The organism is Tahibacter amnicola (genome assembly GCF_025398735.1).
In the GTDB taxonomy this organism is placed as follows: domain Bacteria; phylum Pseudomonadota; class Gammaproteobacteria; order Xanthomonadales; family Rhodanobacteraceae; genus Tahibacter; species Tahibacter amnicola.
In genome coordinates this window covers 516,242-534,212 of record NZ_CP104694.1, presented here as the reverse complement: position 1 = coordinate 534,212, position 17,971 = coordinate 516,242, and the positions used below count along the sequence as shown (strand labels likewise).

The window sequence follows — 17,971 nt, the reverse complement described above, 5'->3', positions numbered from 1 at the left end:
GCCGGCCGTGATGGATACCGCGACCGGCACTGAGCCGGCGACGCCGGCGGCCGTGTCACCCCGCTTGCGGGATCGCGAGGGGGTGGCCAGCGCCGTCACGCTGGCGGCGCTGGTCGTCCTGTGTGTCGTGGGGCCCTGGCTGCGGCCGTATTCGGCCGATTTCACCGACTGGGAAAATCTTTCCGTGCCGCCCGGCATCGCCCACGGCCATTGGCTGGGCACCGATGCCATCGGTCGCGACGTGTTTGTCCGGCTGTGCATCGGCGGTCGCGTGTCGCTCCTGATCGGCGGCGTGGCCAGTGCGCTGGCCCTGGTACTCGGGCTCGGCTACGGCGCCGTGGCGGGCTACTTCGGCGGGTGGGTCGACCGCGTCCTGATGCGCCTGCTCGACGTCGCCGCGGCGCTGCCGTTCCTGCTGATCGTCATCCTGCTGCTGACGGTGTTCGAACGATCGCTGGTGCTCCTGCTGGCGGCGATCGGCGGCTACGTCTGGATGGACCTGGCACGCGTCGTGCGCGCGGAGGCCGCGCGCCTGCGCCAGCTGGCGTTCGTCGATGCGGCTCGCCTGGTGGGCGCGCCAGCCCGCTGGATCCTGCTGCGGCATATCGTTCCGAATGTGCTGGGCCTGGCGCTGGTCTACCTGAGCCTGGGCGTGCCCAATGCGATCCTGATCGAGTCCTTCCTGGGCTTTCTGGGCCTCTCCGTGGATGAACCCGGCGCCAGCTGGGGCGCCATGCTGTTCGACGGCAGCCAGGAAATGGATACCGCGCCCTGGTGCCTGATGGCACCGGCGGTCGCACTGGTAACGACCCTGTTGGCGTGCCAGATGCTCGGCGAGGCGCTGCGCCGCCGGCTCGATCCGCGCAGCGGCCTGCGATGACTGCGCTGCTCGACGTGCGCGGCCTGACGATCCACCTGCCGGGGCAGGCGCGTCCGGCGGTCGATCAGGTCGACATCGCGCTCGCACCGGGCGAATGCCTGGCCCTGGTAGGGGCATCGGGTTCAGGCAAGAGCCTTACCAGCACGGCGGTGCTCGGACTCCTGCCGCCCCAGGCGCGCTGGTCGGGCCACATCGCGTTCGCCGGCACGCCACTTCGCGCCGCCGACTCGCCCGAGTGGCTCGCTGCGCGGCGGAACGGCATGGCGATGGTATGGCAGGACGCGCTGGCCAGCCTGCATCCGCTGCGCCGGGTCGGCGCGCAGCTGGTGGAGATCATCCGCATCAGCCAGGGACTCGACCGGCGTGCGGCCGCACTCCAGGCGGCCGGGCTCCTCGCGCAGGTGGGTATCGATCGGCCCGCAGATCGTCTGCGGGCGTATCCGCACGCACTCTCGGGCGGCCAGCGGCAACGTGTGATGATCGCGCTGGCGCTGGCGGCACGGCCGCGCCTGCTGATCGCTGACGAGGCCACCAGTGCCCTGGATGCCACGGTGCAGGCGCAGGTCGTCGCACTGCTTCAGCGGTTGCGACGGGAGCTCGGCCTGGCGCTTCTGTTCGTCACTCACGATATCGATCTGGCGCAGGGCCTGGCCGATCGCGTGGCGGTGATGGCACAGGGCCGCATCGTCGAGCAGGGTCCCGTGCGGTCGGTTTTCGCCGCCCCCACGGCCACGCAGACGCGCGCGCTCCTGGAAGGCGGCATACCGGAGCGGGAATCGCACGTCACCGCCACTTCTGCCATCGTGCTACGCATCCAGCAGCTGAGTGCCTCCTATCCGGAGGGTGGCCTGCTGTCGCGCCGGCGGCGCGCGGTGCTGCGCGATGTCGCCCTCCACGTCGCCGCGGGCGAAACACTCGCCATCGTGGGCGAATCCGGTTCGGGCAAGTCGACGCTCGCGCGCTGCCTGCTCGGGTTGACGCGCGCCGACCGCGGCGTGATCGAGGTACAGGGACAGCGGCTGGACCTGGGCGGCCGGCCCGGCTGGACGGCAATGCGGCAGCAGGTCCAGATGGTGTTCCAGGACCCCTACGCCTCGCTCGATCCGCGCTGGCGGGTGGGCGCGATCGTCGCCGAGCCGCTACGCATGATGCAGCACGGGCGGTCCGGCGAAAGCGACACCGTCGCTGCCTTGCTGCAGGCGGTGGGGATGGACCCGGCCCTCGCGACGCGGCACCCGCACGCCTTGTCCGGGGGCCAGCGCCAGCGAGTGGCCATCGCCCGCGCGCTGGCCTGCCGACCGCACTGCCTGGTCCTGGACGAAGCCACCAGCGCGCTGGATATGAGCGTGCAGAAGCAGATCCTTGCGGTGTTCCAGTCCTTGCAGCGCGAGCGCGGGCTGGCCCTGCTGATGATCACGCACGACCTGCACCTGGCGGCACGTTTCGCCGACCGTGTCGGCGTGCTGCACCAGGGCGAACTGGTCGAATGTGGTCCGGCCGCCGAGGTACTGACATCGCCCCGGCACGCGCAGACGAAAGCCCTGCTGGCCGCGCGCTTCCGTCTGACGGCCTGATCCGCACCATCCTGAGACGGATGTAGCGCTTTTTTACGTTCGCCGGTTAGCACCGCGTGAAATTGGCGGAACGCGTCACGACACCGTGGCTTCTGCCGCCAGACACTGCTCAAACGCGCCGCAAACGCCTGGATTCGCAAGAAATGTGACGTGGTTCCGTGACGTTTGCGAAATCGTTCAGTGAAAGTTTCAGAACGTTAAGGAATAATTAACCTCGGCCAAATCATTTGACTGGCCGAAAATCCGGGATCCCACCTCAGCAATCGCACTCAACCTCTTGAAAAAAGAGGTAATTATGTCGCCGAATACGATCTTCGCTCTCTTCTGTGTCCTCGCCCTCCTGGCCTTTCTCTCGGTCAAGCGCATTCCGGAAGGCACGGTCTACACCTTGCGCCGTTTCGACGGACACGCCCGGACGCTCAAGCCCGGTACCCATGTCGTCGTTCCGCTGGTCGAGCGCGTGGTCCACCGGATTCCCCTGACCGGTTGCGAGCTGGCGGTGAATGAACAGATCGTGCTCGACGGCACGCCGCGCCAGCTCAAGGGCCAGCTGTACTGGCAGGTGCTCGACCCCGAGCGCGCCGACACGATGATCGACCGCGCCGACGAACTGATCCGCATCCGGGCCCTCAATGCGATGCGTGACGTCGATGCACCGGCCCACGAGTCCTTCGACCTGCGCAACGCCCGGCTCAAGCGCGCCCTCAACGACAACCTGCGCGATCGCGGTGTCGTCGTGACCCGGGTGCAGCTGCATCTGGTCTGACAGCCGCCCCGCCCCTGTTCCAGAGCCCGCTCCGGCGGGCTTTTTCGTTCTGTGACTGGATTTTGCGCAGCGCCGCCCGGATACTTGCCGGCCCTGCAAGTGCGGATTGACCCTTACCCATGAGCGAACGCGACCGCCTGCGCGCCAGGCTCGACAGCGGTCTGTCCGCGCTCGGCCTCGTTTTCGAGGTGGCGGTGGTGGATCGCTTGCTCGAGTACGTGACGCTACTGTCCCGCTGGAATGCCACCTACAACCTGACCGCCGTGCGCGATCCGGGCGAAATGGTGACGCGTCACCTGCTCGATTCCCTGGCGATCGTGCCGCACGTCCGCGGGGCAACGCTGGCAGACCTGGGCAGCGGAGCGGGCCTTCCGGGAATTCCCCTGGCGATCGTCGCGCCGGAGCGTGCGGTGACGGTAGTGGATTCCAACGGCAAGAAGACCCGCTTCCTGCGCGAGGCGGCGCGGTCGCTGAAGCTGGAAAACGTACGCGTGCTGGAGTCACGCGTCGAAGCGGTGCCCGGGACGTTTGACTGCATCACGGCGCGGGCCTTCGCGACGCTGGCGGACATGCTGACCTGGGGCGGCCATCTGCTGGCCGCGGACGGCACCTGGTTGGCGATGAAGGGAAAGGTCGATCCGGAAGAACTGGCCGGTATCCCGGCAGCGTTCGAGGTCCGCACGATCCATGCACTGCAGGTGCCCGGCCTGGACGCCGAGCGCCATCTGGTGGAACTGCGGCGCCGCACGGCGGCCGCGGGCTGAACCCGTTCGTGAGAACGGTGGCCGAGGCGCGGAGGCGCCCGGCTGGTAGGATGGATCGCCCCGGCGATCGATCCGGCTGCATCCCGGCTGTGGGCATGGCCCGCGCCGCGGGGTCGTGTTCGGTGCGGTGCACGCCCGGATCCGCCCACAGGGGAAGCCGGCATGGCGACGTCGCTCCCGACGTGCCCGGTGCCGGCATTGGTTTTGCGGATAGGGAAGTGCTCGACAACTGTGACAACAACCGGTTTTGACATGACGCGCATCATTGCCATCACGAACCAGAAAGGCGGAGTCGGCAAGACCACCACCGCGGTCAATCTTGCCGCGGCGCTGGCCGAGACCCGGCGCAAGATCCTCCTGATCGACCTCGATCCGCAGGGCAATGCCACCATGGGCTCCGGCGTGGACAAGCGCCATGCCAAGCCCAATGGCTACGAAGTGCTGCTGGACGAAGTTCCCATCGAACGCGCCATCGTCCCCACCGAAGCCGGTTTCGACCTCCTGCCCGGAAGCTCTGACCTGACCGCCGCCGAGCTCAAGCTGATGGAAGCGCTGGCGCGCGAATCGCGCCTGAAGGAACAGCTGGCCAAGCTGGGCGACAAGTACCACACCATCCTGATCGACTGCCCGCCGACCCTGCATCTGCTCACCATCAATGCGCTGACGGCCGCCCATGGCGTGCTGATTCCGGTGCAATGCGAGTACTTCGCGCTGGAAGGCCTGGCCAGCCTGCGCGACACGATCGACGCCGTGCGGCGCCGGCTCAATCCCCGGCTGGAGATCGACGGTCTCCTGCGCACCATGTACGACGTGCGCAACAACCTCGCCAACGAGGTGTCGGCGCAGCTGAACAAGCATTTCGGCGACAAGGTGTTGCGTTCGATCATCCCGCGCAATATCCGCCTGGCCGAGGCCCCCAGCCACGGCAAGCCGATCAATCTCTACGACCGCGAATCGCGCGGCGCGATCGCCTACCTGGGTCTCGCCGGCGAAATGCTGCGCCTGGAACGCGGGGCTGCGGCCGCCGCCCATCCGAACTGAGGGAACGTCGATGTCGGCTGCGAAGAAACGAGGCCTGGGCCGCGGACTGGATGCGCTGCTGGGCAGCCTGGAACCCGAGTCATCGGAACCGGTGGAAGCCCAGGGCGAACTGCGCCAGATCCCGGTCGGCAGGATTTTTCCCGGCAAGTACCAGCCGCGCCAGGCAATGGACCCGGAGCGCCTGGAAGAACTGGCCGCATCGATCAAGGCCCAGGGTGTAATCGAGCCCATCGTGGTCCGCGCCGAGGGCGACCGGTTCGAGCTGATCGCCGGTGAGCGCCGCTGGCGTGCCACGCAGCTGGCGGGCCTGGCCGAGATTCCCGCCCTGGTGCGGGAAGTCGACGACCGCACGGTCGTGGCCATCGCCCTGATCGAGAACATCCAGCGCGAAGAACTGACGCCGCTGGAAGAAGCCCAGTCGCTCAAGCGCCTGATTGACGAGTTCGACCTCACCCACCAGCAGGTGGCCGACGCCGTCGGCCGCTCGCGCGCCGCCGTTTCCAACCTGCTGCGCCTGATGGAGCTGCCGGCCGAGATCAAGGGGTTCCTGGAACAGCGCAAGCTCGACATGGGACACGCCCGCGCGCTGCTGACCCTGCCCGAAGCCCTGGCCATCGGCTTGGCGCGACAGGCAGCCGAGCACGGCTGGTCCGTGCGCGAGCTGGAAGAAGCCGCCCGTGTTGCCCAGACGGAGCCGAAGTTCAAGCCGAAACTGGCCGGCCCCCCGCGCGATCCGAACATCGAGTCGCTCGAGCGCGACCTGTCCGAGCGCATCGGGGCGCGCGTGGCCATCGCCCACGGCCGCGGCGGGCGCGGCAAGCTGGTAATCCGCTACCACAGCCTGGAAGAGCTCGACGGCATTCTGGGCCGGATCAAGTAATCCCGGCGGGCTGCCGCATCCCCTGTCGCCGCCACCGGAAGGATCGGCGACACTTCGTGAAAGACACTGGACGGATCCCGGGTCTATAGCGCCGTGAGCAGCCGACAACGCCAATTCGATGCCCTGGTCCGCGCCCATACCGGTGATCTCTACCGGTATGCGCACTGGCTGTGCGGCGACTCCGCCCTGGCCCAGGACCTCGCGCAGGAAACCTTCATGCGCGCCTGGCGTTCCCTGGATGCGTTGCGCGATACCGGTTCGGCCAAGGCCTGGCTGATCACGATCCTCCGCCGCGAACACGCGCGGCTGTACGAACGCAAGCAACTGGAAACCACCGATATCACCGAGCTGGAGCTGGACGACCCGGATCTGCTGGGGCCCGAGCAGGTCGGCGAGGATTCGGTGGTACGCGCGGCCATGCTCAAGCTCGAACCAAAGTACCGCGAACCCCTGCTGCTGCAGGTCCTGGGCGGGTTCTCCTGCGAGGAGATCGCCGGCGAGCTGGGCCTTGGAACCGCCGCGGTGATGACCCAGCTTTTCCGCGCGCGGCAGAAACTGAAGTCGCTGCTGGCGGGCGATGCGAGCGAGGCCAGCGCATGAACTGCCTCGAATACCGCCGCCTGCTCGGTGCCGAACCGCGCCGCGAATCACTGGAGATGGTCGCGCATCGCCGCGAATGCAGCGGTTGCGCCGGACACCACGCCCGCACGCTCGGTTTTGAACTGCAGCTGCGACGCACGCTCAATGTGCCGATACCCGCCGGTTTGTCCGAACGCATCCTGCTCGCCCAGGCGACCCAGGCGCGCCACAACCAGCCCTGGAAGCGTCGGCTGGTCGGCTGGGGGGTTGCCGCCGCGGGCCTTCTCGCCACGGTAACGGTCGGGTGGCTGGCCCTGCCGCCGCGAACCGCCCTGGCTGATGCCCTGGTCGAACATATCGCGCACGAGCCCCTGGCCTTCGCCGAGCGCCCGCCCTTGCCGGACGGCGCTGTCATGGAACGCTTCCGTTCCCGCGGCGTCAGCGTGCCCGGGCCGCTGCCGGCCACGGTCAGCTATGTCGCGGCGTGCCCGGTGGGCGACTACAAGACGGTCCACATGGTCCAGCGCGAGGGCGATGCCAAGGTCACCGTGTTCTACGTGACCAATCACCGGGAAGGCCGGGGCGAGTTCCAGCGCGCGGGCATGCACGGCCGCAAGCTGCCCCTCGGCGACGGCACCCTGGTGATGATGGCGGCGGACAACCGCGCATTCGATCAGATCGAGAAATCCTGGCGCACCACCATGGAAGGAGGCCCGGCCCTGGCCACCGGCGCACCGTAACGACGCCTGCCGCCACGGCTGCCCCTTCGACCTTATGCCCAATAGTTACTCGGGGGCCGATCGCGCGATAATCCGCGCTTGCCTTTGACGGATGTTTCCGCGATGCCCCAGCTTTCCGTGGTCGTGCCGGTGTTCAACGAGCGCGACAATGTCAAACCGCTGATCGACGAAATCACCCAGGCGCTGCGTGGCAAGGCCGATTTCGAGATCGTCTACGTCGATGACGCCAGCAAGGACGACACGCTGAGCGTCCTGCAGGCGCTGAAGGCCCAGGTGCCGGAGCTGCGCGTGCTGCGCCATTTGTCTCAAAGTGGACAGAGCACGGCCATCCGCACGGGCGTCAAGGCGGCCCGCGGAACCTGGATCGCCACGCTCGACGGCGACGGCCAGAATGATCCGGCCGACATTCCGAAAATGATGGCGCAGCGCGACGCCGGCAGCCCGGACGTCAAGCTCTACGCCGGCTGGCGCGTCAATCGCCAGGACACCGGCAGCAAGCGCTGGGCCTCGCGCTTCGCCAATGCGATCCGCTCGCGCATGCTGCGGGATGCCACGCCTGATACCGGCTGTGGCATCAAACTGTTCGAACGCGAAGCCTTCCTGGACCTGCCCTACTTCAACCACATGCACCGCTACCTGCCGGCCCTGATGCAGCGCGCGGGCTGGAAGACGGTCAGCGTGCCGGTCAATCACCGCGCCCGCGGCGCGGGTGTATCCAAGTACACCAATCTCAATCGCGCCCTTGTCGGCGTCGCCGACCTGCGCGGCGTGGCGTGGCTGATCCGCCGGGCCAAGCGCACGGGTGTGGAAGAGATCGGCTGACGCCGGCCCTCGCGCCGCCGCCAGTGGCCTCAACCTGGCCATTGGCGGTTCCTCCAGCCGTCGCTCGACAACGCCAGGCGAAGCACTAGCAGGCCGTTGAGAAAACCCAATTTCCGCCCAGATCAAGCTGGCCAAGTGTTCGTTCGTGGTGCAGTAGCTGATCGATAGTGTGGGACTTGCGAGCTACGTCGGCGAAGGATTCCACCATCCTTGGATGCCACCGATGCGGATCAAGTTGTAGGCGGCGAATGTCCAAGTAACCCATGCGCGCACAGCCGGAAGTCCCACGCGAGTCAGCTTTCGAAGTTCACCGATGGTCTTGACCCAACCAAATCCTTGCTCGATCTTCTTTCGAACCCGCTGGCTGATCGCGTATCCCTTGCTTGATGCGGTGCGTCCGTCAACTGCACTTCGACGGTGGCTATTGTTCTGGGCAACGTGAGGCTTGATACCACGCTCCTTCAACGCGGCTACGAAAGCATGAGTGTCATAGGCTTTGTCTGCACCCAATGTGCATCCGGCGCCCAGGAGCATTTCGTCGACCAGCAACAGGCCGCTTTCTCGCTCGGATGTCCCAGTCGCATGGCGTACATCAACTCCCACCAGCAGACCGTTCCGGTTCTCCATCAATGTGCTGGCTTGGTAGCACAGCTTGGCTTCCTTGCCAGCACCTTTGCGCATCAAGCGTGCGTCGGGATCCGTCGTAGATTCGTGTGTTTCGTTACTGCGCTTTTGACCGTGAAAGTTTCCGCTGTCATCGCTACCGTCGCCGTCCTTCGGGCGAAAGCTTTTGTGAGAGGCCCAAGCCTCCAACAGTGTTCCGTCCACCGAAAAGTGCTCGTTACTCACCAGCTGTTTGAGCTGCGCCACCAACACGGTGTGATCGAAAAATCGTTGGGCGATCTCTTCATCGAACAACCGATCTCGATTGAACGAGAAGGTGGAATGGTCCCATACTCGATCGTCGATATTCAGGCCAACAAACCAGCGAAACAGAAGGTTGTAGTCCAGCTGTTCCATCAGCAGTCGCTCGCTGCGTACGCTGTACACGACCTGCAACAGCGATGCACGAAGCAACCGTTCCGGCGGAATGGACGGCCGCCCGATCCTGGCATAACGCGACTCGAATAGTTCGTCCATATTTGCCAAGATTCCGTCAACCAATTCCCGCAACTGACGAATGGGATGATCCGGCGGAACGCGTGCCTCGACCGATACGTAGGAGAACAATCCGAGTTGCTGAACGTCCGGTGTTCGCATGCTGAGTGGCTTCAGTCAATGGCGGAATGCTGCATTTTGCACTGAATGGGGCTTTCTCAACAGCCTGCTAGTGTGGTGTTCCGTTAATAGATTGAATTAATTGGCCAAAGGAGTAATCTCTCGTAGTCCCCGACGGAGACTGCGAAGATGGCGCGCATGGGTCGACCGATCAGCAAGCTCGAGATCTCTGCCGATGAGCGGCGCGAATTGCTGGCGCAGCTGGCAGTACGCAAAGCGCCCGAAGACGAAAAGCTTCGGATTCGAATCGTGCTGGCGTGCGCAGATGGGCTTGGTGGGGAAGCGATTGCGAAGAAGTACGCTGTCTCGGAGCAGACGGTATCGAAGTGGCGCCGTCGCTACGCGGCGTATCGTTTTGCCGGGCTTACCGATGCCCCGCGTCCTGGTCGTCCGCGTTCGGTCGACGATGAGTGCGTGCAGGCAGTGATCGAACGCACCCGCAAAGCCAAACCCACGAAAGCAACGCATTGGAGCGTGCGTTCGATGAGCCAGGCCAGCGGCGTATCGGCGACTTCCGTGCATCGGATCTGGCGTGCGTTCGGCTTGAAGCCACATCTGACCAAGACCTTCAAGCTGTCGACCGATCCGCACGTCGTGGCCAAGGTGCGTGACATTGTGGGTTTGTATCTGGCGCCACCTGACCGGGCTTTGGTGCTGTGTGTGGATGAGAAGAGCCAGATTCAGGCGCTCAACCGCACGCAGCCTGGCCTGCCGATGACTTTCGGCAAGCCGGCAACGCATACGCATGACTACCAGCGCCACGGCACCACTTCGCTCTTCGCTGCCCTGGATGTGGCTACCGGCAAGGTGATTGGCCGCCTCAAGCGCCGCCATCGCAGTGCCGAGTTTCTCGAGTTCCTCAATGCCATCGACCGCGATGCGCCGAAAGGTCTCGACATCCATCTCATCCTCGACAACTACGGCACGCACAAGACCGAGGCGGTGCGTAGCTGGTTCGCTCAGCGTCCGCGCTACCACCTGCACTTCACCCCGACATCGGCTTCATGGCTCAACCTCGTCGAGCGCTTCTTCTCCACGTTGACCACGCGCTGGCTCAAGCGTGGCGCACACGTGAGCGTCGCCGACCTCGAACGATCCATTCGCGAATACCTGCACCAACACAACCAAGATCCAAAGCCGTTCACTTGGCGACGCACTGCCGACCAGATCATCGCGAGTGTCGGTCGGCTGGGGCGCGCAATTAGTTAAGCGTATTAATGGAACACCACACTAGCGTGTCCCTTGCATCAGTCCGTGAGACACCCGGTTGCGATACTTCCCGCGCCGCCACTCGCGGCAACATACCGACCGCAGCATGAACTGCCGGGCCCTTCCGACAGAGAATTGCTGCGTCCTGCAATCAGGGAGGTCATTCATGAAATCACTCTTGGCGGCAACACTGCTGCTGGCAGGTACTGCCCAGGCGCAGGCCTGGCAGAAATACCTCTTCAGCGGGCCGCATTTCCCCACCGAACTTGCCCCGAATATCGGCCTGCAGACGGACGAGGCGGGCCATGTCTACGTGATGGGCATGAACCACACCGACTGGGACACGATGAGCCACATCTACTCGCTCGGCAGCACGGGCGAACACGCGTGGATGTGGTCGCTGGTCTCCAACTGGCGCTATTCGGATGGCGAATTCCATCCGCGGGGCTTTTCCGCGAAGAACGGCTATCGCGTCGCCTGGTTCGAGGGCGGATCAGAATTCCAGCGCGAAGACATTCTCTTCCTCTACGAACCGGGTGATGCCTACGGGCGCGAAGTGCGCATTCCGCGAGGCGACAGCGAAGGAGTGATCGAAACAATCGCCGACGGGTTCGGGGGCTTCGTGGTGGTGCAGAAGGATCCGCAGGATCTGAATCATCCCCGCTACACGTATTACCACCACTATGACTTCGAACCGGCAGTGTCCGAGCCATTCCGCGGATGCGACGCGCCGTCGCTGTGGCAGGGAGTGCTCGATATCGCGTTCAATTCGTGGCAGGAAACCCTGGCACTGGTCCAGTGCCAGGGCGACTGGGCGCCGGTGCTGGAAATCCAGCGCTACTGGAACGGCCAGTTCCAGGATTCGCATCGTCCGTGGATAAACCTTCCGCCCGACACCCAGTTCAGCCACGCCACGTCCCAGGGACAGGGCAGTTGGGTGTTGATCGGACATCACCCGGCCTTTCCTGACGCGATGCTGGTCTCGGTGACACCGTGGTCCAGCTACTGGCAACCGCTGCCGCCGGACATAGAAATCCGTGCGTCGACCGCCCTGCCCGATGGGGCCCTGCTGTATACGGTCAACGCGGCGGACCAGATCACCCTGGTGAGCGTGCCTGCCATTTCCGGCGCCCAGTTCATCACGCTTGTCGATCCCGTGCCCGCCGCCGCTGATAACCCGGTATGGACCCGAACCCGTTCCAATCGGTACGTCGCTGCCTATCGCCAGCCTGGCACGACCGGCGACGACCTGGTCCTCAAGGCCTTCGACGACCAGGGCAATACGCTGTGGACCCGTACCGCGGCCAGCGGCCTGACCGAAACGGCCCAGCCGCAGCTGCGCGTGACCGCCAATGACGAAGTCGTGCTCGCCATTGATCGCAAGGAAGGCGAGGGCGTCGGCATCCACGTCGAGCAGTTCGTTCCTTGACCGGCCAGCCCGCATCGCCTGGGCGATGCGGGCTCCTGCCGCGCTATGCTGCGGCCTTCGTCACCGGAGGTCGCCGCATGCGCCGCACCATCGCCTGCCTGTTGCTGACGTTCCCCCTGCTGGCATCCGCCGGCGACCGCGTCACGGGACGCGCCTTTGCTACACGTTCGGAAGTAATCGCCCCCCACGGCATGGTGGCCACGTCGCAACCACTGGCCAGCCAGATCGGGCTGGAAGTGCTCAAGCGCGGCGGTACTGCCGTCGACGCCGCCATTGCCGCGAACGCCGCACTGGGTTTGATGGAACCGACCGGCAGCGGCATCGGAGGCGACCTGTTCGCGATCGTGTGGGAGGCGAAATCCGGTCGCCTGCACGGCTACAACGGTTCGGGCCGCTCGCCCCGGACACTTACCCTGCAATGGTTCGTCGAGCGGGGCTACACCGACATTCCGCCGACCGGCCCGTTGCCGGTCTCCGTGCCCGGCTGCGTCGATGCCTGGTTCGCCCTGCACGGCCGCTTCGGCAAGCTGCCGATGAAGGAACTGCTTGCACCGACCATCCGCTACGCCCGCGACGGATTTCCCGTCAGCGAGCTGATCGCGCACTACTGGGCATTGTCGGTGCCGCGCCTGTCGAAGTATCCCGGTTTTGCCGAGCAGTTCACCCGCGACGGGCGCGCTCCTGGAAAAGGCGAGATGTGGAAGAATCCCAACCTTGCCAGTACGCTCGAACGCATTGGAAAGCAGGGCCGCGACGCCTTCTACAAGGGCGAGATTGCCGCGATCATCGGCGACTACTTCCGCGCCAACGGCGGTTTTCTTTCCCGCGACGATCTGGCTTCGCACACCGGCGAGTGGGTGCAGCCGGTTTCGACCAACTACCGCGGCTACGACGTGTGGGAACTGCCGCCCAACGGGCAGGGCATCGCTGCACTGGCAATGCTCAATATCCTGGAAGGGTTCGACCTGAAAAAGGCCGGATTTGGCAGCGTCGACCACCTGCACTGGCTGGTCGAGGCCAAGAAGCTGGCCTTCGCCGACCGCGCTGCCCATTTCGCCGATCCGGCCTTTGCGAAAGCGCCCGTCACCGGCCTGATCGCGAAGGACTACGCCGCGAGGCGACGCGAATCGATTGGGCCGCGCGCCGCGCGATCGGTCGATGCCGGTCATCCGCCGCTCGAGGAAGGCGACACGATCTACCTCACTACGGCTGACCAGTGGGGCAACATGGTCTCGCTGATCCAGTCCAACTACCGCGGCATGGGCTCGGGCATGGCGCCGCCGGGCCTGGGTTTCATCCTGCAGGACCGCGGCGAGATGTTCGTCCTCAAGGAGGGCCACCCCAATGCGTTTGCGCCCGGCAAGCGGCCCTTCCATACGATCATTCCCGCCTTCATCACGAAGGACGGCAAGCCCTGGGTGAGCTTCGGCGTGATGGGTGGCGCCATGCAGCCTCAAGGGCACGTGCAGATCGTGCTCAATCTCATCGACTTCGGCATGAACCTGCAGGAGGCCGGTGACGCGCCGCGTATCCAGCACGAAGGCTCCACCGAGCCGACCGGCCAGAACACCGCGATGGCTGACGGCGGCGAGGTGAATCTCGAATCCGGCTTTCCCTACGAAACCGTGCGCGGCCTCATGCAGAAGGGCCACCGCGCCACCTTTGCCGACGGCCCCTACGGCGGCTACCAGGCCATCCTCCGGGATGCGAAAAACGAGGTCTACGTGGGCGCATCGGAAGGCCGCAAGGACGGCCAGGCCGTGGGTTACTGAGGGGCTCGGGCGGGCCACGTTCCGTCGTTCCGGCTCTTCCGGCCATGTTGCACTGCCGCGCAGCCGGGCCCGGTTTGATCACCTGCACGACCGGAGTCCGGTAGAGAGTCATGAACGGGCCCGAATCTGCCCGCCCCAGCGCCGTCGCCGGCCGCAATCCCTGCGGACGATGGCGCCGAACCAGCCCAGGAGCCACACATGCTTCGCCGCACCCTGATCGCCCTTGCCCTCTCCAGCGTGTTCGCCGTCGCCGGCGCCGAGGAAACCAAGGTCGCCGCCGGCACGACATCCGAGCCGGTCGTCCCTTCACCGGCGGACGATGCTGCCGCAAAGGCAGAGGAAGCCCGGTTCAAGGCCCAGTACGCCCAGTGGCGCGCCACCGCGACGAAGGAAGGCATGGCGCGTTACCAGAGCCTGCGCGAAAGCGCCGCGCCACGCGACTGGGCCGCCGCCTCCCAGATGGCCCTGGAACGGTACTGGGATGACGAATCTGCCGCCGACAAGCCGGCGCTGCCCACCGCCGCCGAACGGGCCGAGCTGCTGCGCAATGCCGCGGCCGCCGCGCCGGACGACACGCTGATCCAGTGGATGGCGCTCACCCACATGCCCAACACCAGCGGCGGCTGCGCCGCACCGACGCCCGATCCGGACGCCACTGCCGCCGTCATGCGCCTGGAGCCGGACAATGCCCTGGCCTGGCTGCCCTCGCTCAAGCTTGCCGCGAGCGTGTCCGACGCGCAGGGCGTCGACACCATCCTGGCGCGCATGGCCGCGGCACCGCGCGTGGACGATCACACGGTCGACTTCGTGAACCTGTCACTGGATCTCGAAAAGCGCTTTCCGACGTCACCAACGAACATGCCGGTAATGCCGGGCGTCGACCAGGCAGACCTCGATTTCTACGGTGCCTTGGGATCCGCATCGATGATGCAGCCGTCGCTCTACCCGCTGACGCAGGCCTGCGGCCGCACCGAAGCAAAGAACGCCGACCCGCGTCGTTTCGCCGCCTGCGCGGATATCGCGCGCACATTTGCGCTCAAGGGCAATCGCTTCGAGCTGCAGCGGGCCGGTTTCCGCCTGCTGAAGCAGCTGGGCGAAACCGATCCGGAACTCGCGCTGCGCGAACGCCAGGCGCAATGGTTGACCCACATCGTTTCCGCCGACCTGGGCGACGACGGCGGCGCCCGGTTCCGCCAGTTGCTACATGAATTCCATGTCGCCTGGCGCGCCAATCCGAACGAGTTCGAAGCCATGCAGGCCGCGGCAACAAAACTCGGCCTGATGTCGCCGATGCCGCCGAACTGGATGCCGGAATCGCACCCGGACGATGAGCCGGAAACGCCCAGCGAGACGCCCGACGTCGGCGAAACCTCCGCAGAGACCACTGACGCGCCTCCGCAGTCCTGACGGGACTGAACCGAAAAGCGACCGTTGTCCGTTTCCAGCCCTGACCGACGGCGCCTGCGTGACAGGCGCCCGACCCCACTCATCCAAAGAGAGGCCCCTTGTGAATCCGCTCTACCTGTTGACCGCGCACGCCTACCTGACTGCGCGGGAATACCCTCGCTTCCAGGCCCTGCGTTGCGCATGCGCCCGCCTGCTCGAACTGACCGGCAAGTCGCCCGCCACGACGGCGGGTGTCCCGGCCTTCGACAATGCCGTGGTGACGCCAACAGCCCAGGGCGACTGGCAGGTCACCTTCTCCTGCGAAGACGCCACCTACGTCGTTTTCGTCGATCTGGAACCCGTCAGCGAAATCACCGTGTGATGCGGCGTTGGGGCGGCGGCGAGCGATCGCTGCTGCCCCGGTTTTGTGCTCCCCGAGGGAACGGTCGGTCGCAGTGATTTGCTTCCCAGCGCGGAGTGGTTGGTCCAACCTGGGGCCTTTCCCAGCCTGTCGGAGATAGGTTCATGACTATTCGTCGCGGCATCGGCATCGTGATCGCCTGCGCTTTGGCGGAAGTTGCCGAAAGCGCGGTGCCGCCGCCCGACCGCGAGGCGTGATGACTGGGTATAGCGCCCCGCTCGAAAGGAAAACCATAGCACCGCTCCACATCGCAGCGACCACCGTCCGCCAGCGCAGGGGTGTGGCGCGCATCTTTCACCGTTTCCATGTCCATGGATGGGGCCACTTCGCGCTCGCACTGCGCATACGATGCGGTTCCACCTTGCAACGAATGGATTTTGCATGTCTGCATCCCTGCTTAACGCGCGCTGCCGATTGTGGTCTGGGCTCTGCCTCTCGGTCGGCGTCCTGCTGGCCACGACGGGCTCCGTCACTGCGACGGCGATGGATATCGCAGCAGGGTCGGTCGAGAGCGCCGACGCAACCGACTGGGAGCAGCTGCGCTGTGAACTGCAGCAACGCCTGAGCGTCGATTCACGGCCGGTCCAACAAGCGAGCAGCCTGTATCTGCGGAGCATTTCCGAGTGCCCCGGAACGGATCCGGCAGAAGACGAGATCGCCCTGGCCATCCTGCTGGCTGGCACTGAACCGGACGACACGAACTTGCAGTGGATCGCCGCACGCGTGCTGCTGCGCCAGCGTGGAGCCGACAAACGTGTCATTCCGTTCCTCCAGCAGCTGGCCGAACGTGAACCCGACAACGGTGCCGCCTGGTTGATACTGGCCGAAGCCGCCCAGCGTGGGGGTAACGCCCCCGTTGCCGCTATGGCGTATGAACGGATGGCCGGGTCGACGCGATTCGATGCGCACCGGGTCGAGTGGATACGTGGCGTGCTGGCCGCAGCCAGTGCAGATCCGGACCATCGCGCGGCCTACGAGGCGCTGACTGACCTCAGGCAGGCCGAAGTATTCCTGGATTCGTCGGTGGCCATGGCCGGAGAACCGTTCTATCTGTTGAATGTCACCTGTCGCAATCCGACGGCCGAAGAGGTCCGCAAAACCTGTAGCGGTGCCGCCCGTCCGCTGACCCGGTCAAACACCGTGATCGATCGGATCATCGGAACAGGCATACAGGCTCGCATGGGGTCACAGACTGCGGACGAAGCAGAAGAACACCGGACACTTCGGTGGCAGTTCAAGCTGCTTAACACGCTGTCACGCGCAGACCAGAAGGCACGAAATGACGAATTCCTCGCCACCGGCGACGAGATCGCTTCCATGAAACGCGCCTTGGAACGCGCGGGCAAATCCCTCGTACCACCACCGGACTGGGTGCCACGCCAGGCGCAATAGGCCGTGGCTCCGCGAGTGCCGCATCGTCCGCACACTTTTCCCGGGGCGTCAGTAGACGATTGCGTGCGATGGACGAATGGCGCACCTGGCAATGATCTGAACAAGCGGGCTGGCCGAATGCCTGCCGATGCCAACACACCCCACCCGCCAAACGCCGGAATTGTCGGCGTTTGGCCGCCCCCGACTCAAAGGGCTCCAGACAATCAGAGCACGCCCTCGATTCAGGTCTACCTGGGCTTGGCCTGCTGCCATAGACGCAGCAGCGCAGGCCGCCGAAAGGCACCGCATCGTTCCCAGCAGCACCCGGCCGATGTACGCTCCCGGGCGTTTGGCCACGCAAGGACGATTTCGATGCGGAAAGTCCTGATAGCCAGTTGCAAGGGCGGCTGCGGCAAGACGACCCTCGCCACCCATCTCGCGGCGCACGATGCCATCGCGGGCTTCAATACGGTCCTGGTGGATTGCGACCGGCTGGCCGCCAGCCGGCACTGGTGCGAACGCCGGGCAGGCATGGCCAGCGCCGTGCTGCCCATTGACGGCACCCGCCGCGGCTGGCGCGAACGCATTCCCGACGGGGCGCAGCGCGTCATCATCGACACCGCCGCCGGCTCCACGGTGGAAGACATCGAAGGGTTCCTCGATTTCGTCGACGCCGTCCTGGTGCCCGTGCTGCCGTCGCCCTTCGACCTGGAGGCGAGCAGTCCCTTCGTTCAGGGGCTGGCGCAACTGGCGCGGATCAAGCGCGACAAGGTCGGCGGGGGGCTGGTGGCCAATCGCCTGCGTCCCTGGACCCACGGTACCCAGCTGGCCCTGGAACAGATGCGCCAGATGGCCTTGCCGGTCGTCGCCGAGATCCGCGACACCCAGGGGTATGTGATGGCCACGGGCCTGGGCAAGAGCCTGTTCGACTACCACTCCGAGGCGGTGCGCGGTCACCAGGACGACTGGAAGCCGCTCCTGCGCTGGTTGAAGAAGCACGACTGAGGTTCCGCACCGCTACCGCATCGGCAACCCTTGCCACGAGTGCCCGTGCTTGCG

The 17,971-nt window shown here is 65.5% G+C and carries 17 protein-coding genes; 16 read left to right on the top strand and 1 reads right to left on the bottom strand.

The genetic code is table 11. The features are described from left to right. The first annotated feature begins 10 nt into the window (after nt 1-10). From N4264_RS02205 to N4264_RS02165, 9 genes are all read left to right on the top strand, one after another. Nucleotides 11-880, top strand: a complete 870-nt coding sequence (locus N4264_RS02205) for an ABC transporter permease (RefSeq protein WP_261695446.1) — start codon at nt 11-13, stop codon at nt 878-880. Next, nucleotides 877-2,454 carry a nickel ABC transporter ATP-binding protein NikE gene (gene nikE, locus N4264_RS02200; protein WP_261695445.1) on the top strand — a complete coding sequence of 526 codons (1,578 nt, stop codon included), beginning with the start codon at nt 877-879 and terminating at the stop codon, nt 2,452-2,454. The genes N4264_RS02205 and nikE overlap by 4 nt, the downstream gene beginning before the upstream one ends. 295 nt (nt 2,455-2,749) lie before the next feature. Further along, nucleotides 2,750-3,220 (top strand): SPFH domain-containing protein, encoded by a 471-nt coding sequence (locus N4264_RS02195; RefSeq protein ID WP_261695444.1) that lies wholly within the window; start codon nt 2,750-2,752, stop codon nt 3,218-3,220. Between the two features lie 119 nt (nt 3,221-3,339). Continuing rightward, complete coding sequence (gene rsmG, locus N4264_RS02190; protein WP_261695443.1) at nt 3,340-3,984, top strand: 16S rRNA (guanine(527)-N(7))-methyltransferase RsmG; 645 nt, start codon at nt 3,340-3,342, stop codon at nt 3,982-3,984. Between the two features lie 252 nt (nt 3,985-4,236). Continuing rightward, entirely contained in the window at nt 4,237-5,025 is a 789-nt protein-coding gene (locus N4264_RS02185; RefSeq protein ID WP_261695442.1) for a ParA family protein, read from the top strand. Nucleotides 5,026-5,035: 10 nt separating this feature from the next. After that, complete coding sequence (locus tag N4264_RS02180; RefSeq protein ID WP_261695441.1) at nt 5,036-5,905, top strand: ParB/RepB/Spo0J family partition protein; 870 nt, start codon at nt 5,036-5,038, stop codon at nt 5,903-5,905. Nucleotides 5,906-5,971: 66 nt separating this feature from the next. Continuing rightward, the gene (locus tag N4264_RS02175; protein ID WP_261697559.1) at nt 5,972-6,505 is read left to right on the top strand and encodes a sigma-70 family RNA polymerase sigma factor; all 534 of its coding nucleotides are present in this window, start codon (nt 5,972-5,974) and stop codon (nt 6,503-6,505) included. Then, nucleotides 6,502-7,224: a DUF3379 family protein gene (locus N4264_RS02170; protein ID WP_261695440.1), complete on the top strand. Its 723-nt coding sequence runs from the start codon at nt 6,502-6,504 to the stop codon at nt 7,222-7,224. Before N4264_RS02175 ends, N4264_RS02170 begins: the two co-directional genes overlap by 4 nt. Nucleotides 7,225-7,326: 102 nt before the next feature. Continuing rightward, nucleotides 7,327-8,046 carry a glycosyltransferase family 2 protein gene (locus N4264_RS02165; RefSeq protein WP_261695439.1) on the top strand — a complete coding sequence of 240 codons (720 nt, stop codon included), beginning with the start codon at nt 7,327-7,329 and terminating at the stop codon, nt 8,044-8,046. 183 nt (nt 8,047-8,229) lie between these two features. On the opposite strand, the gene N4264_RS02160 is transcribed toward N4264_RS02165, so the two are convergent. Beyond that, complete coding sequence (locus N4264_RS02160; protein WP_261692907.1) at nt 8,230-9,306, bottom strand: IS5 family transposase; 1,077 nt, start codon at nt 9,304-9,306, stop codon at nt 8,230-8,232. Between the two features lie 156 nt (nt 9,307-9,462). Here N4264_RS02160 and N4264_RS02155 point away from each other — a divergent pair, with 156 nt between their 5' ends. From N4264_RS02155 to N4264_RS02125, 7 genes are all read left to right on the top strand, one after another. Continuing rightward, on the top strand, nt 9,463-10,533 hold the full coding sequence (locus N4264_RS02155) for an IS630 family transposase (protein WP_261695438.1): 1,071 nt from the start codon (nt 9,463-9,465) through the stop codon (nt 10,531-10,533). Between the two features lie 166 nt (nt 10,534-10,699). Continuing rightward, nucleotides 10,700-11,962, top strand: a complete 1,263-nt coding sequence (locus N4264_RS02150; protein WP_261695437.1) for a hypothetical protein — start codon at nt 10,700-10,702, stop codon at nt 11,960-11,962. Between the two features lie 77 nt (nt 11,963-12,039). Beyond that, a complete protein-coding gene (gene ggt / locus N4264_RS02145) occupies nt 12,040-13,734 on the top strand; it encodes a gamma-glutamyltransferase (RefSeq protein ID WP_261695436.1) in 1,695 nt (564 codons plus the stop codon). A 198-nt stretch (nt 13,735-13,932) separates the two neighbouring features. After that, nucleotides 13,933-15,141 carry a hypothetical protein gene (locus N4264_RS02140; protein ID WP_261695435.1) on the top strand — a complete coding sequence of 403 codons (1,209 nt, stop codon included), beginning with the start codon at nt 13,933-13,935 and terminating at the stop codon, nt 15,139-15,141. Nucleotides 15,142-15,241: 100 nt separating this feature from the next. Further along, nucleotides 15,242-15,502 carry a hypothetical protein gene (locus N4264_RS02135; protein ID WP_261695434.1) on the top strand — a complete coding sequence of 87 codons (261 nt, stop codon included), beginning with the start codon at nt 15,242-15,244 and terminating at the stop codon, nt 15,500-15,502. Between the two features lie 420 nt (nt 15,503-15,922). Continuing rightward, the gene (locus tag N4264_RS02130; protein WP_261695433.1) at nt 15,923-16,933 is read left to right on the top strand and encodes a hypothetical protein; all 1,011 of its coding nucleotides are present in this window, start codon (nt 15,923-15,925) and stop codon (nt 16,931-16,933) included. Between the two features lie 351 nt (nt 16,934-17,284). After that, the gene (locus N4264_RS02125) at nt 17,285-17,917 is read left to right on the top strand and encodes a nucleotide-binding protein (RefSeq protein ID WP_261695432.1); all 633 of its coding nucleotides are present in this window, start codon (nt 17,285-17,287) and stop codon (nt 17,915-17,917) included. The last annotated feature ends 54 nt before the right edge of the window (nt 17,918-17,971 follow it).